Origin of the sequence: Acinetobacter lanii, from assembly GCF_011578285.1 — a bacterium.
GTDB lineage: Bacteria > Pseudomonadota > Gammaproteobacteria > Pseudomonadales > Moraxellaceae > Acinetobacter > Acinetobacter lanii.
In genome coordinates this window covers 256572-269421 of the sequence record NZ_CP049916.1, presented here as the reverse complement: position 1 = coordinate 269421, position 12850 = coordinate 256572, and the positions used below count along the sequence as shown (strand labels likewise).

Genomic DNA, 12850 nt, shown 5'->3' with positions numbered 1-12850 from the left:
GTTCATATTTATTTGTTACAAATATAAAAATGGCCATAACGGTTGCACTTCATTACATGTCCTGCTTTTTTTAAGCATAGTTTGTAAAAAAGTGTGATGTAATTGTACTTTTTATGGAATTTATGGTTAAAATATAATCCATAATGTAAAACGTACATAACAATATCAAGTTCGGGGGAACGACATTACATGAAAACAGCATTTTATAAGACACTCGGCTTAAGCCTAATGATTGCGACCACTGTGCAAGTTGGTCATTCTGCAGCTTTGAAAAAGACCACTGCCGCTGTGCAGACCAATATGGTCATGGAAAAGTCGGACAAATTACTCAAACCTTTGTCTCCAATTGAAAAAGCCTTGTCACAACAAAAACGTGATCGTCATGATTCCAATACGGTCATTGATAATGACCAAATCAAAGTCATGACCACCATTCAAATTGCACCGACGCAGAATTTCTTTGCCGAACAGCATCAACGTTTTTCACGTTTTGTTCAATCGATTTTCCCACAACATAGTTAATCAAAGGTTTCTGAAAACAGTTTATTAGCTTAGCTAACATATAAAAAAATTACGCAAATCTTGAGCCCTCGCAAGATTTTGAAAGCCCGATCCTGAAATGATGAATTAATCATTAAGCGATTGGGCTTTTTCGTTATAATAGATGCAATTTATATTTGAATAATTTTCGACTATGACTGTTCGTACTCGTATTGCCCCGTCTCCTACAGGTTTCCCTCATGTAGGTACAGCTTATATTGCGTTGTTTAACTTATGCTTTGCTAAACAACATGGTGGTGAATTTATTCTTCGTATTGAAGACACTGACCAACTTCGCTCAACTCCTGAATCTGAGAAAATGATTTTAGATTCACTGCGTTGGTTGGGTTTAAACTGGTCTGAAGGCCCAGATGTCGGTGGCCCACATGCACCTTACCGTCAATCTGAGCGTATGGGCATTTATAAACAGTACGCTTTGGAACTGGTCGAAAAAGGTCATGCATTCTACTGCTTCGCAACCGCTGAAGAGCTTGATCAAATGCGTGCGGAACAGCAAGCCCGTGGCGAATCTCCACGTTATGACGGTCGTGGTTTATTGTTGTCAGAAGAAGAAGTACAACGTCGCCTTGCTGCTGGCGAACCACACGTGATTCGTATGAAAGTGCCCACTGAAGGCGTTTGTAAATTTAACGACATGCTGCGTGGTGAAGTAGAAATTCCATGGGCACAAGTGGATATGCAAATTCTACTCAAAACGGATGGCTTACCGACCTACCATTTGGCTAACGTGGTTGATGACCACTTGATGGAAATCACGCACGTGATCCGTGGTGAAGAATGGATTCCATCTGCACCGAAACATCAGTTGTTATACCAATACTTTGGTTGGGACATGCCTGTATTGTGTCACATGCCATTGCTACGTAACCCTGACAAATCAAAATTGTCTAAACGTAAAAATCCAACCTCAATTAACTACTATAAAGACATCGGTGTTTTACCTGAAGCGTTGCTCAACTACTTAGGTCGTATGGGTTGGTCGATGCCAGACGAAAGTGAAAAATTCACTTTAGCTGAGATGATCGAAAACTTCGACATTAAACGTGTGTCTTTAGGTGGTCCAATTTTTGATGTTGAAAAACTCAATTGGCTGAATGGTCAGTGGATTAAAGCGCTTACTCCAGGTCAGTTACTCGACACTCTATTGGCATGGAAATCTGACCGTCAAACCTTAGAAGAGATTGCTGCTGCGATTCAACCACGTATCAATTTATTGTCTGAAGCAGTGAATTGGGCAGGCTTCTACTTCAACCAGTTCCCGACTTTGTCTAAAGAACAGTTTGAAAGCAAGAAACTCTCTGAAGAACAAGTGCGTCAAAGTCTTCAATTTGCTATTTGGCGTTTAGAGAGCTTGTTTACCTGGAACAATGACACGGTGAGCCAAACCTTAATGGACTTGGCCAACCAAATGGAAATCAAACTGCGTGATTTCATGCCGACTTTCTTTATTGCGATTGCAGGTTCAACCTCTTCAACGCCAGTAATGCAGTCTATGGTGACGATTGGTCCTGATTTGACCTTTGCTCGTTTACGTCATGCCCTTGAAATTGTAGGCGGTCCGAGTAAAAAAGAAGCGAAAGTATGGGAAAAACTCAATGAAAGCCTAAAACTGCCGAAAAATGATGCAGTTGATCAAGCTTAATTGAATTTAATGTTGACGTGTGGTCGTGATGCCCCTAATATAGCGACCACACAGACAGCGTGAATAACAATGTCGGTTGAGCTAAGTTAGCTAACCAGTGTTGCCTCAATTGTCCCTATCGTCTAGAGGCCTAGGACATCGCCCTTTCACGGCGGTAACCGGGGTTCGAATCCCCGTAGGGACGCCAAATTCTAAAAAGCCACTGATTCAATCAGTGGCTTTTTTTTATCTGTAAATTTTCGATTTGCACTGCAATGTTATAGAATTAGCCAAAAGAATTGTGGAGTTGTCATGCAATACCAATGCCCGAAATGCCAAAGTCGTAAAGTGATGCCCGTTGCTCAAGCCAATGGTGTCGCCGCACGCCCAATGGTGCCTAAAAGCCTCGTGATTTTAATTCCAACGATCTTGGTTTTATTGTTGCTGATCATCATTTGTATCGTAATGTCTATTTTTGGCAGTGGTGTCGGTCAGACCCTGCAAATTTTAACGTATGCGGCTGCCGCAGTGGCAGTGGTATCAGGCATTATGTTCTGGCGTGACCTTCCTGATTTTAAAATTTCAATGCAAGCCTTCATGCAATCACAGAAAAAGTGGAAATGTCGTGAATGTAACCACGAATGGGAAAACTAATTTTCCATTCTTGATTGATGTTTCATTGTGTTGAAGCTCAGTGTGAATTGTAATGCATGAGTTCAGACTAAGAGATCAGCTCTAATATTTAAAAGCATTCCCATCAGCATAGTGCGCATGGGAATGCTTTTTTTAATGCTAATGTTTATGCTCATGACCATGACCATAACTATGACCACGATGAGCATTGTGCTGCTCATCCATCTCTTGGTTTTGATCTATAGTCTTATGTTGATGCAAATGGTTCAAACACAGATCATCTTCAATTTGTAAAGTCATTTCAGAAATCCCATGCACATAACTCAGCATCTCTAACGCCTCCCGATACAACAGGCGATGATCGGTTTCGGGGGCATATAAATGCACGGTTAAATGAATATTTTTGGAGGTGATTGCCCAAACTTTGAGTTGATGAATACTCTCTATCCCATTTAAATTCAGCAAATCGCTTCTGAGTCGCTCAATATCAATTTCTTCAGGCACACCTTCTAGTAAAATATTGATACTTTGCTTTAACAACAGCCATGTTCTGGGTAGCACCCAAAAACCAATCAGCACAGCAATCACCGTATCAACCCACATCCACCCCGTAAAATAAATCACGATTGCCCCGAGAATCACTCCAACCGAGCCAATCGCATCACTCAGTACTTCAAGATATGCTCCTTTAACATTCAGACTCCCTTCACTGCTGGAAAATAGAATTTTCATCGAGATCAGGTTAATCACCAAACCGACTATAGCAACACTCAGCATACCTAGACTTTGAATTTCAGGTGGTTGACTAAAACGTTGATAGGCCTCATACACGATATATATCGCCACCACAAACAACATTAGCGCATTAAACAATGCCGCCAAAATTTCAAAACGCTGATAACCAAAAGTGCGTTTATTGTCTGCTGGCATCTTGCCGATTTTAATAGCAATCAAAGCGATGGCTAAAGCAGCAGCATCGGTAAACATATGCGCCGCATCAGACAGAAGGGCCAAACTTTGGGTGATGAAGCCTGCAACAATTTCAATCAGCAAAAATGTGGTGGTCAACAGTAAGGCGATACTGAGTTTCTTGGCATTTTCTTCGGTCACTACTGCATGGGAATGATCATGTCCATGATGCGCTGACATTGAATACCCTCTTTTTATTGTTGGATGATTTTAAAAGCTTTTTAAGCACGGACTGAATAGTTACAAATAAAATCAATTCAGCCTGTTTTTTATTTGCATATCGGCTCACCTTAACTTAAAACTAAAGAGGTGGTCGTACTAAAAAAACATATAAATACAATTTTAATCACATGGATGATTGTGGAGGTGGATATGTCTCTGTCTTTAAATAATTCAAATCAGCGTGTTGTCTATGCTGAAACTCAGGATGAGTTAAACCCAAAAACGTTAGCTAAATCTGATTCACAGCAGGTTTATACAACCAATTCAACACCTGAAACAGCTTCAAATGAAGTCCGTAATGCAATGTGGTATTATTTGAGAGCAGCCTTAAGAGGTGACAAAGATGCACAGTACCAAATGGGCATGAGTTATCTTAAAGGTGAACTGAGTTTAGATCGAAGCTATGTGTTGGCAGAACGCTGGCTAAACCAAGCGAGTTATCAAGGTCACGAAGCAGCCAAAATTGAGCTTGAAAAAGCCCTCACTGAAATCTCGATTTCCTAAAGATTCGGTTTAACTAAGCTCAAGCCATTTTTGTATAAGCAATAAAAAACCAGCCCTGAGGCTGGTTTTTTTAAATCAGAACTAAAAATTAGTTACCAATTTTGCGATATTTTTGACGCTTCGCCACTAAATCATCACCATCACGTTTACGACGGTATTCTTCGAACTCAGCATAGTTACCTGTGAAGAATTCAGGTGTTTCACCTTCGAATGACAAGATGTGCGTTGCAATACGGTCAAGGAACCAACGGTCATGCGAGATCACCATTACAGTACCTGGGAATACTAGGATTGCATCTTCAAGTGCACGTAATGTTTCGATATCCAAGTCATTCGATGGTTCATCGAGTAAGATGACGTTTGCACCCATTTGCAGGATTTTCGCAAGTTGTAGACGGTTACGCTCACCACCTGACAATTGACCTACACGTTTTTGCTGATCCTGACCTTTAAAGTTAAAGCGACCGATATATGCACGAGATGCAATTTCGTATTCGCCAATCTTCAAGATATCCAAACCGCCAGAAACTTCTTCCCAAACCGTTTTGTTGTTATCTAAGGTGTCACGAATCTGACCTACATAAGCCACTTTCACAGACTCACCGAGAACCACAGAACCGGTATCCGGTTGTTGTTCGCCCGTCATCATACGGAATAGTGTCGTTTTACCTGCACCATTCTCACCCACGATACCGACGATCGCAGCAGGTGGAACAACGAATGATAAATCTTTATAAAGCGTACGATCACCAAACGATTTGCTGATGCCTTCAACTTCTACAACCTTGTTCCCTAAACGTGGACCCGGTGGAATGTAGATTTCAGACGTTTCGTTACGCTGTTGGAATTCACGCGAGTTAAGCTCTTCAAAACGCTCCATACGCGCTTTGTTTTTCTTTTGCTGACCTTTCGCATTTGAACGAACCCACTCAAGTTCTTTTTTCAATGCTTTGGCAAAAGATTCTTCTTGCTTGTTCTCTTGTTCTAAGCGAGCATTTTTTTGCTCTAACCAAGAAGAGTAGTTCCCTTGGTATGGAATCCCCATGCCACGGTCAAGCTCAAGAATCCACTCAGCCACGTTGTCCAAGAAATAACGGTCATGCGTAATCGCAACGATCGTACCTGCGAAGTCTTTCAAGAAACGTTCTAACCAAGAGACAGAAGATGCATCTAAATGGTTCGTCGGTTCGTCAAGAAGCAACATGTCAGGTTTAGACAAAAGCAAACGACACAATGCAACACGACGACGCTCACCACCAGACAACTTAGATACGTCTGCATCCCAAGCTGGAAGGTTTAATGCAGCTGCCGCTTGATCCATTTGATTGCCAAGGTTATGGGCATCCCAAGCATGGATGATCGCTTCTAGCTTCTCTTGCTCTTTTGCAAGGGCATCGAAGTCAGCATCTTCAGCCGCATATTCAGCAAAAACTTCGTCCAAACGCGCCAATGCGTCCAATGGTTCACGTAAACCATCTTCAACGTTACCACGAACGTCTTTAGTTTCGTCAAGTGGTGGCTCTTGCTCAAGGTAACCGATTTTGATGCCCGGTTGAGCACGTGCTTCCCCTGAGAAATCTTTATCTACGCCAGCCATAATACGAAGCAAGGTAGATTTACCTGCACCGTTTAAACCAAGAACACCAATTTTAGCGCCTGGGAAAAATGATAAAGAGATGTCTTTCAAGATTTCGCGTTTCGGCGGAACCATTTTCGACACACGGTTCATCGTGTAAATATATTGGGCCACGTAGGACTCCTCTATAAAAAAATCAACATTCGCAAGAATAAAAAATACGCGAACAATATCCGCAGGCATTATACGATGAATACATTAAAAAAATAAGGCATGAATCTGATCTTGCATGCATTGTTACAAGTTAAACGATGAAACAAATTTAGCCTTGATCAGATTGCAAATATCCAAGCCATGCTGGAGAAATCTTATGCAATTTTTAGATAAACATTTCATCAATTTGGCGCTTCTCTGTATAAGGAAGAGTGCTATATTTGAATAATAATCAATCAACAAGAAGCTATTTCAATGCCTTATAAAGACGAAACCTTAGCCATTCATGCCGGTTATACACCTGAAGCAACCACCAAAGCTGTGGCTGTCCCGATTTATCAAACCACCTCTTATGCCTTTGATAACACCCAACATGGCGCTGACCTATTTGATTTAAAAGTTCAAGGCAATATCTATACCCGCATTATGAATCCAACCACGGCGGTGCTTGAGCAGCGTGTTGCCGCACTTGAAGGTGGCATTGGGGCACTGGCATTGGCATCGGGTATGGCTGCAATCACTTATGCCATTCAAACCATTGCCGAAGCGGGTGACAATATTGCATCAGTGTCGACGCTGTATGGCGGTACCTATAACCTTTTTGCGCATACCCTGCCGAAGCAAGGGATTGAAGTGCGCTTTTTTGACTACCAAGACCCTGAAGCACTCCGCAATTTAATTGACGATAAAACCAAACTCGTTTTTGTTGAGTCAATTGGCAACCCGCTCGGCAATATTATTGATTTGGAAGCCATTGCTAAAATTGCGCATGAATATGGTGTGCCTGTGGTGGTGGACAATACGGTGGCAACCCCAGTTCTGCAAAAGTCCTTTGAATTCGGGGCAGACATTGTGGTGCATTCATTGACCAAATATATTGGTGGTCACGGTAATTCAATTGGCGGGATGATTGTGGATAGCGGTAAATTCCCTTGGGGCAAATACCCTGAACGCTTTAAGGCACTCAACACGCCTGACCCAAGTTATCACGGCGTCAACTATGTAGAAGCTTTAGGTGAAGCTGCCTATATCGCACGTGCACGTGTGGTGCCGCTGCGTAACACAGGGGCTGCCATTAGCCCGCACAATGTGTTTTTAATCTTACAAGGCTTAGAAACCCTCAGCTTACGTATGGAACGTCATACTGAGAACGCACTCAAAGTCGCTGAATATCTCAAAGCCCATCCAAAAGTGAAATGGGTGAATTACGCCGGCTTAAAAGATCACCCTCAACATGCACTAGCCCAGAAATACGTCAAAGGCAAACCTTCGGCGATCCTTTCTTTTGGGGTACAGGATGGTCTAGAAGGCGGAACTCGTTTTATCGACGCACTGCAATTGTTTACCCGCCTAGTGAATATCGGTGATGCCAAAAGTTTGGCGTGTCACCCTGCGACCACCACCCACCGTCAGCTCAATGAAGAAGAGTTGAAAGCTGCAGGCGTGAGCATTGACATGGTGCGCTTATCGATTGGAATTGAACATGCAGATGATCTCATTGCAGACTTAGAGCAAGCCTTAGCCCAAGTTTAAGCTTTAAAAACAATCTACTGAGCCATCGATACGGTGGCTTTTTTATACATATTTAAGGTTAATTTTGACTCGCTTAAAGTTTGTTATTTCTCTTGGATTGAGTCATAAAATGGGTTATAAAGAATAATTAAAACAAGAATCAAAATAGAGCAATTACTCTAAAATATTTTGTAATTTCATATAGTTATATATAGTAATTTTTCCTATTTTAGCTATGATTCCCTTATATTACTCATTAATCCTTACATCCCTCTCCGATGTAATGAGATCACACCGTATATTTCAAAAATGAATATGGGTATCTGATAGGGAAAATTCGAATGAATAAGAAATTAGAACAACGTTTCCAACACAGAGTGCATGGCAAAGTCGTGCTGATTACAGGGGCTTCGAGCGGGATTGGCTTAACTGTAGCGTATAAACTTGCCGATGCAGGTGCACATGTGATCTTGGTGGCACGTACAGAAGACGCGCTGATTGAAGCCAAACGAGAGATCGAAGCCAAGGGCGGTCAAGCCAGCATTTTCCCATGTGATCTTAATGATCTACGCCAGATTGATGAAGTTTCCCAACAGATTTTAGCTTCCGTCGATCATATCGATATTCTGATTAATAATGCAGGTCGTTCAATCCGTCGTGCAGTACATGAGTCGACTCAACGTTTTCATGACTTTGAACGTACGATGCAACTGAACTACTTTGGTTCAGTGCGTTTAATCCTAAATGTTTTACCACAAATGATGGAGCGTAAAGCGGGTCATATTATTAACATCAGCTCGATTGGCGTACTGGCCAATGCCACACGCTTCTCTGCCTATGTTGCATCAAAGGCCGCACTGGATGCCTTTAGTCGTTGTCTATCTGCAGAAGTACATTCACATAAAATTGCAATTACCTCGGTCTATATGCCTTTGGTACGTACCCCGATGATTGCGCCGACCAAAATCTATAAATATGTCCCTGCACTCAGCCCTGAACAAGCAGCAGATTTAATTGCGGAAGCCATCGTAAAACGTCCGAAAAAAGTCGCGACGCATTTGGGACGCTTGGCATCGATTACCTATTCCATTGCGCCGGATATTAACAATAAACTGATGTCGATTGGTTATAACCTGTTCCCAAGTTCGACTGCTTCTGTAGGAGAGCAAGAAAAACTCAATTTTGTGCAACGTGCTTATGCGCGCATTTTCCCCGGTGAGCATTGGTAATCTCTTTGGTGAGCAACGATCAAAATGCATCGATAGTTCAGTCTTGAGTTCGATGCAGGTTTCAGCTTTTAAACAACAAAACCGTATAAAAAATTAATCAAATTTTAAGAATTCATCCTTATCATTCAAAAGAAACTCAACCTGAGTGATCTAATAATGACAATAGAACCTGTATTCCGCTTATTTTTTATCGTATGTGCCACATGGCTTTTGCTTGATTTTATGCAGATGGATCGCGCACAACTGTTGAGTTTCAATTCAATCATGCGGATCGGATTGATGATGCTGTGTATTGAGCTGGCACTGAAGTTAACATTGGCACCCAAAGGCTTCGCTTTTTCACCACATCAGCAACCGATCCATAATATAGATCAACAGCTATTGGCACAGAATTCATCTTCCAATAGCCAAACTAAAGATTATGTTTGGTCTAAAATCGGTTTGGCAACCTTAGCCTCAGGTTTTTTATGTGAAAGCTTGATGATTTAAGCGGGTTTATTTTGATTTCAGTTTGATTTCCGTTTAATTCAGCTCGACATAAAAAGCCTTCATTACGAAGGCTTTTTTATTTTAGCTATGTTAACAATTAGATGAAATCGACTTTACCGGTATGCACATCATAAATCGCACCGACAATACAAATCTCACCCTCATCTACCATCTGTTTGAGCACTGGGCTATTTTGCAAAATATAGCGAATGTTGTTTTGCACATTCAGCACCGTCACTGCGTGAATAAAATTACTGGTCAACTGATAACTCGATTGCTCAGTTTTCACGGTATGTGCTGCTTCCATAATCGGCTTTAAGAAGTACTGCACATTCGGGGTTTCTGTGACTTTGGTGATGTCCTGATTTTGTTCATACAACTGACATGCTGAGGTCACAGCACCACAGTCGGTATGCCCCAACACCACCACCAATTTGGAACCTTTACTTTTACAGGCAAATTCCAAAGAACCCAATACTTTTTGACCTGCAATATTACCTGCAATACGTAAGCTGAACAGATCCCCAATCCCGACATCAAAAATACGTTCTGTCGGTGCTCGCGAGTCCATACACCCCAAGACCGCCGCAAAGGGATGTTGCCCTGCCTCAGAAGTCACTTGAATTTGACGTGCAATATTGTGATGTAGTCGCTCATGATTGACGAAACGATGATTGCCCTCTTTCAATAATTGAAGTACCTGTGCCGGGGTCAATTGGCGTTGCACTTCTTGGGTACTGATGTTGATATCAAGCTCTTCTTCCACCAACTCAGGGTAATGCGCTTTAAAGCCAATCAGTTTTAAATCGATATGATTTTTCTGTGCGGTTTCATCCTTAAACTCTTTAATTACCGTATATACATCAGGGTCGATGTAATAGGTATTCGATGCATCGATAATCGCAGTTTCACCTTTTTTCAATTTTTCTAAAGCCGACACCAAAGCTGCCCGATTTAAAAATGAAATATTCGGCGCCAACTCAATGCGCGTCATCTTGCCATGTAAATGCGTTTCATGAATCACACGCACGCCTCGCTTTAAATTATTTTTTAAAATAATCATCAGACTCAGCACCAACCCAATAGTGATGCCCATCAAAAGATCGGTAAAAATGATCGCAACCACGGTCACGATAAACGGTAAAAATTGCTTCCAGCCTTCGCCATACAAACGCTTAAATAGTGCTGGGCTTGCCAGTTTAAAACCGGTCAAAATCAAAATGGCTGCCAGTGCAGAAAGCGGAACAACATTAATTAATGGTGTCAGTAAAATGAGTGCGACTGCCAATAACACCCCATGGAAAATCGCAGAGAATTTGGTTTTAGAACCACTGGTGGCATTGACAGAACTGCGCACAATCACAGAGGTAATCGGCATACCGCCAATCAAACCAGAAAAGGTATTCCCAACCCCTTGTGCAAACAGTTCACGGTTTGGTGGTGATGCCCGCTTTTTCGGGTCCATCTTATCTGCCGCTTCAAGGTTCAATAAGGTTTCGATTGAAGCCACCACCGCAAGAGTAATCGCACCAGTATAGATGATCGAATTATTCCAATAGCTAAAATCTGGGAAACTAAAAATTGATTCAGTGCCAGACAATACATTGGGTAAATGAATTAAATGCTCATCACGCACCGCCAAACTCGAACCGGTATGGGTAAAGATATAGTTCAGTACTCCTGCCAAAACCACTGCCACCAAGGCCGAAGGCAGTTGAGTTTTTTTCAGTGGGGTTTTATCCCACACTAAAATCAATGCGACCGAAATGAGTCCAATCAGCGCTGCACCATAATCAAAATGTTGAGACAATATCCCCCAACCGTCTTGCCAGTGTGCTTTGAGCAAGTCCATCTTAATGCCAAGCAAATGCGGTAATTGATTGATAATCAGGATCAAACCAATGGCAGCCAATAGACCTAAAATGACATTGGTGGGAATAAAGTTTGAAAATGAACCGAGTTTAAAAAGACCAAAGGCGATTTGAACCACACCCGCCAAAACCAAACACAGTAAAAAGGCTTGGTAATTTCCCTCTAACTGAGTCAATAAGGACAATACGATCGCAGCCAAACCTGCTGCCGGACCTGACACACTAATGTGGGAACCACTGAGAAACCCGACAACGATGCCACCGATCACGCCCGCAATCACACCGGAAATCAGCGGTGCGCCTGATGCACTTGCAATGCCTAAACACAGCGGTAATGCGACTAAAAAAACCACCAGACCAGATAGCAGGTCACTGGCGTAAAACCCTCTTTTGTGGATTGTATTCGACATATTTATTATTCTCTAAAAGCCAACACTGAAATTATGATTTATTGATGTTCAAGTGCTTCATTATAGTGTGATACACATCACACTTTTATAATGCGCATACTTTATGCGAAGTCCATTGATTTATCAAGAAATAATCATTTCAAAATGGCTTTATTTTTCGGGAAAAAGAAAATGAAAAAAAGCATTGAATGAGTTGAATTTAATCTTTCACTCAGTTCAGTCCAATTCATTCAGGATTCGAAATAGGACATGTGATTCAACACATCAACACAGGAACAAATACAACGCTTTGCAAAGCAAAAATTAGAAATTAACATCAGTCACTCACCCACTCAAAAACAGACATGTAAAACAATATTCATCTGATGATTCAACGCATTATCATCAGGTGTTTAAGATATTGTCTGACAATAACCACAGCGAATAGTGCTGTTTTTATAGACTTGTGTGTGCTTTTCTTAGTCAATGTACTGATTTCAGATTCAGTTCATTTTGGTCTGATAAAGTTGAGCATTTTCAATACGCTTTGCCCAAAATATTTCAATAAAACAGAGCCAATAGTGATCATTTACCCCACATATTTTTCACATGAATTTCCTTATAAATTGATTGTTTATGTTATAAATTAAGTTCCATTTTAATGTTCGATGTTTTATGTCTTATTTAAAATCGATTCTGCTTTGTGTCACGGTTGCGTTTAGCTTTTATTTAACTTATGTGATTGCGATTTCAGCCTATACGCATGATTTCAAGGTCATGGATCTGGTGGCAAATGTGGGGACACTGTTAATCTGTATCGATTTGATGGTATTTCTTTGGTACACCCGAAAAAGTAAAAGCCGTAATCTGCAAGAATATGCGCAACAACTCGAACAGCCTGTACCGAATTTTGTTAAAGTCTGCCGTAAGATCGGACATTTTGGCATTTTATTGATTATCTGTAGTTGGATTGTACCCATCATTAATGGATAAATACGCCCTCTAGAACACCAATCTAAACGCATAAAAAAACCGCCCAATCAGGCGGTCTTTTATTTAAA

Annotated in this window: 11 protein-coding genes and 1 tRNA gene; 9 read left to right on the top strand and 3 right to left on the bottom strand. The window is 41.3% G+C overall.

Annotation, left to right across the window (positions count from 1 at the left end):
- The first annotated feature begins 189 nt into the window (after positions 1 to 189).
- The 4 genes from G8D99_RS01260 (at position 190) to G8D99_RS01245 (ending at position 2836) form a co-directional block, all read left to right on the top strand.
- A complete protein-coding gene (locus G8D99_RS01260) occupies positions 190 to 522 on the top strand; it encodes a DUF4179 domain-containing protein (RefSeq protein WP_166321887.1) in 333 nt (110 codons plus the stop codon).
- Positions 523 to 694: 172 nt separating this feature from the next.
- Positions 695 to 2203 carry a glutamate--tRNA ligase gene (gltX, locus tag G8D99_RS01255; RefSeq protein WP_166321885.1) on the top strand — a complete coding sequence of 503 codons (1509 nt, stop codon included), beginning with the start codon at positions 695 to 697 and terminating at the stop codon, positions 2201 to 2203.
- A gap of 111 nt (positions 2204 to 2314) precedes the next feature.
- Positions 2315 to 2390, top strand: a tRNA-Glu gene (locus G8D99_RS01250).
- A gap of 104 nt (positions 2391 to 2494) precedes the next feature.
- Positions 2495 to 2836, top strand: coding sequence for a zinc-ribbon domain-containing protein (locus G8D99_RS01245; protein WP_166321883.1), 342 nt, complete (start codon positions 2495 to 2497; stop codon positions 2834 to 2836).
- Positions 2837 to 2974: 138 nt separating this feature from the next.
- Here G8D99_RS01245 and G8D99_RS01240 read toward each other — a convergent pair whose 3' ends face one another.
- The gene (locus tag G8D99_RS01240; protein WP_166321881.1) at positions 2975 to 3964 is read right to left on the bottom strand and encodes a cation diffusion facilitator family transporter; all 990 of its coding nucleotides are present in this window, start codon (positions 3962 to 3964) and stop codon (positions 2975 to 2977) included.
- 192 nt (positions 3965 to 4156) lie between these two features.
- Here G8D99_RS01240 and G8D99_RS01235 point away from each other — a divergent pair, with 192 nt between their 5' ends.
- A complete protein-coding gene (locus tag G8D99_RS01235; RefSeq protein WP_166321879.1) occupies positions 4157 to 4510 on the top strand; it encodes an SEL1-like repeat protein in 354 nt (117 codons plus the stop codon).
- A gap of 88 nt (positions 4511 to 4598) precedes the next feature.
- Here G8D99_RS01235 and ettA read toward each other — a convergent pair whose 3' ends face one another.
- Positions 4599 to 6260 carry an energy-dependent translational throttle protein EttA gene (gene ettA, locus G8D99_RS01230; protein ID WP_166321877.1) on the bottom strand — a complete coding sequence of 554 codons (1662 nt, stop codon included), beginning with the start codon at positions 6258 to 6260 and terminating at the stop codon, positions 4599 to 4601.
- Between the two features lie 294 nt (positions 6261 to 6554).
- Between ettA and G8D99_RS01225 the strand changes: the two genes are divergently transcribed.
- From G8D99_RS01225 to G8D99_RS01215, 3 genes are all read left to right on the top strand, one after another.
- Positions 6555 to 7832 (top strand): O-acetylhomoserine aminocarboxypropyltransferase/cysteine synthase family protein, encoded by a 1278-nt coding sequence (locus tag G8D99_RS01225; protein ID WP_166321875.1) that lies wholly within the window; start codon positions 6555 to 6557, stop codon positions 7830 to 7832.
- A 320-nt stretch (positions 7833 to 8152) separates the two neighbouring features.
- On the top strand, positions 8153 to 9040 hold the full coding sequence (locus G8D99_RS01220; RefSeq protein WP_166321873.1) for an SDR family NAD(P)-dependent oxidoreductase: 888 nt from the start codon (positions 8153 to 8155) through the stop codon (positions 9038 to 9040).
- Between the two features lie 156 nt (positions 9041 to 9196).
- Positions 9197 to 9529: a hypothetical protein gene (locus G8D99_RS01215; RefSeq protein WP_166321871.1), complete on the top strand. Its 333-nt coding sequence runs from the start codon at positions 9197 to 9199 to the stop codon at positions 9527 to 9529.
- Positions 9530 to 9626: 97 nt separating this feature from the next.
- Here G8D99_RS01215 and G8D99_RS01210 read toward each other — a convergent pair whose 3' ends face one another.
- Positions 9627 to 11810 (bottom strand): SulP family inorganic anion transporter, encoded by a 2184-nt coding sequence (locus G8D99_RS01210; RefSeq protein ID WP_166321869.1) that lies wholly within the window; start codon positions 11808 to 11810, stop codon positions 9627 to 9629.
- A gap of 654 nt (positions 11811 to 12464) precedes the next feature.
- Between G8D99_RS01210 and G8D99_RS01205 the strand changes: the two genes are divergently transcribed.
- A complete protein-coding gene (locus tag G8D99_RS01205; protein WP_166321867.1) occupies positions 12465 to 12782 on the top strand; it encodes a hypothetical protein in 318 nt (105 codons plus the stop codon).
- The last annotated feature ends 68 nt before the right edge of the window (positions 12783 to 12850 follow it).